This is a genomic window from Roseateles koreensis, assembly GCF_028595305.1.
GTDB lineage: Bacteria > Pseudomonadota > Gammaproteobacteria > Burkholderiales > Burkholderiaceae_C > Paucibacter_A > Paucibacter_A koreensis.
Map to the genome: position 1 here is coordinate 1 of NZ_JAQQXS010000029.1, position 2,720 is coordinate 2,720.

General features: G+C 57.2%; 2 protein-coding genes. Both read right to left on the reverse strand.

Features of this window, described 5'->3' with window-relative positions; genetic code table 11:
• Positions 1-920: hypothetical protein (locus PRZ01_RS19070; RefSeq protein ID WP_273598432.1), on the reverse strand; the 920-nt coding region annotated here is incomplete at its 3' end.
• Positions 917-2,677 carry a lipase family alpha/beta hydrolase gene (locus PRZ01_RS19075; RefSeq protein WP_273598433.1) on the reverse strand — a complete coding sequence of 587 codons (1,761 nt, stop codon included), beginning with the start codon at positions 2,675-2,677 and terminating at the stop codon, positions 917-919. The genes PRZ01_RS19075 and PRZ01_RS19070, both read right to left, overlap by 4 nt.
• Positions 2,678-2,720 lie beyond the last annotated feature (43 nt).

Sequence of the window (2,720 nt, forward strand, 5' to 3'; positions counted from 1 at the left end):
AACACCCAAAGCGCTTTGCCCGCCGCATGAAAGTTAACCATGACCCCCGTGCTGCAGCCATTGGCGATCAGCTTGTCCGTTGGGAAATCAATGGCGCAGTTCCAGAGGTAGTGGCGCTCCAGGCCCGGCTTGGGCGCGGGTAAATGAAAAGGGTCGTGCTGGAAGACCTGCACATTGCTCAGCACAACAGGCAGTGCGGCGTCGAGGTGGGGCAGAGTTTGGTCGCGCCAGGTTTGGTAGCGAGCTTCCGCATCAAGCGCATATTGTTCTGAATTCATCGTCCCAGGAAATTGCTTTTTCGGGTCAACCGCATCGCGCTCCAACCTTGCCCGTTTGACGGCATTCATCGCAATTTCCCGCGAGGCTTGAATAACCAAACTCAACTGGTCAGAGATCGTCAACACAAAGGTGTCCAGACGATGGTCGATATTCGCCACGATCGAACTGATGGTTCCATCATCCGCACCCTTTTGTGTCGTCTGCCCATGCAGATAGCGGTTGTTGCCAAAACTCACTTCTTTGACAAACACCACTTTGCGCTGCACATCCCACTCGCTGGCACGCTCAAAAATCTCCATGGCCGTGCCGCCACCGTTGTCCAGCCAAAAACTGATACCTGCGTCAACAGGATATTCCTGATTGGTCATGGGCGGCTGAGGCTTGCCCTGGGCGGACACATTGACCCGCATGCTGAAGAAGATCGGTTTGATCCTGCTGGCCTTGGGGCCTGTTTCAATGGGCATCAGCTCAAACTCGAAGGGGGAGACGGGCATCAAGACCTTGCCCATGCCTATCCAGGCGCCGGTGTATTCCATCAGAAGAGTCTCTCTGCTAGGGGGTGGGTTGCAACCGGCCAGGGGCCAGACCAGCAAGGCGGGTATGGTTTGTAAAAAATGGCGGCGCTGCGTAGGCTTGTTCATATGAATTTCTTCGAAATCGCCCGCAGCGCCGTGAAGAGCTGCGATTGCGCCTGGGGGTTGTGGCCGATGTTTTGGTGCTCGCTGTGAGGACCGGCAATGGCTTTTTGCAGCTTCACGCCCGCCGCGCTCAGCGCCTTGCCCGAGGACTCGGGCACCGTGCCATCGCCCGCGCTGCGCTCAAACCCCCAGTGGACTTGAAACGCATCGATCAAGGTGGGTTTCATCTGCAAAGTGTTGGGGTCCATGGATTGGCTGACCGGGAACTTCACCGGCAGTAACTGCACCGTCAGGCGGGTGATGCTTTGGCCGCCATTGCTGTAGATGGCGGTTGTCTCGGGGTGATATTTGAGGCGCAGGCGGGTGACGATGGTGTTGGCTTCGTCATAAGCATTTTGAACATCATCAAATTTCGATTTTTTACCTTGGCTTGACGGCTCACTGTGATCCTTAACCCCTGCCGCATCTGCCCGCCACTGTGTCTTGAAATCATGCAAAGGCTTCAAGGCCGTGTAATCGTAAGCACCCGGCGATCCCCAACGCGACCAGAAGCGTGGGGCAAGCCAACCTATGCGCTCGTCTTTATGGATAGAAGGCAAGCCACTCTCGCCTCGTGTTGCGCCTATCTTTTGTTGATTGATAAAAGTCTTATGCTCCCCCTGCGGGTCCACCCATTTGATCCAATCGATGGGGTCTTTGGCCGAGGCCACAGCCTTCTCAGCATCGGCGCAATAGTCATTGGAGGCCAGCAGGGTTTGCGGGCCTGTCAGCTGCGCCACCCCTGTCAAATAGCGGTAGGGCGAGATGCCCATGATGTTGCGAATGGCTTGGTCATCACTGCCCCCGAGCTTGGCCATGTCTTCGGTCTGCGTGCCTGCCAGCAGGCGCAGCGAGGCAGCAGGTGCGCCCGTGGTGGGCTGGGCCAGATGGATGATGCCGGCGATCCGATCCCTGAACCCCGCCACCTCGCTGATGTAGCGCGCCACCAGCGAGCCCATGCTGTGCGTGACCACAATCACCTGCTTCTGCTTGGGCCAGTACCAGTCCACGCAATCCGTGTAGCTGTCTGCAAAGACTTTTTCCAGAAAGGTGCTGAAGTCTTCTCCTTTTGCGTAAGGCCGGCCGCCTTGAGCAATCAAATCCGCGCCTTGCCGCCAGTCATAACCAAACGCCCAGACGGGATGAAAGGCCTGCTGGTTGTGCAGGGGCTGCATCTGCCCCGCCTCATCCAATTGCTTCACCGAGTAGCCACGACCCCATTGGTTCAAGGTGTGCAGCAGTGGCACGTAGGAGTCGTAAAACATGCTGTACCAGCCGCGCGCCTGGCGGCGCTGCATCACTTTTTGAATGTGAGGCTTGAGGCCTTTCTTCTCCTCCTCGGAGGAGTTGAAGAACAGCTCGTCTTCGATGCATTTTTCTTCGGCGCTCACATGGCTACTATCCAGATCGGAGAGCAATTGGCCGGGTGAACCCAGACGCGTGCCAACGTTTCGCACATCGGCGTCCGTCCCGTCCCCCCAGCTAAAAAGACCTTCGAACAGATAGCTGTCAAACAGGCCCTTTTTTGAATCGGGATTCCAAAGAAACCGGCTTCCCACCGCCTTGGCCTGCAACTGCAACCGGGTGCCCATCACCCCAGGAAAGAAGATGATGGGGACCAAAGGGCGCGGCTTCGTCTTGACGACCACCGTCTTACGTGACCATTGCTCGTTGGTGGTGTGGGTGGCCAGCACCTCGCCTGTGTACCGCTGATCAGCCATGTTGGGCGTCTCCCTTGTTTTGGCTCATGTGGCCCAGGGTGAC

Coding starts and splice junctions, on each gene's coding strand:
- PRZ01_RS19075 (WP_273598433.1), bottom strand. CDS start 2,677: ATGGCTGATCAGCGGTACACAGGCGAGGTGCTGGCCACCCACACCACC.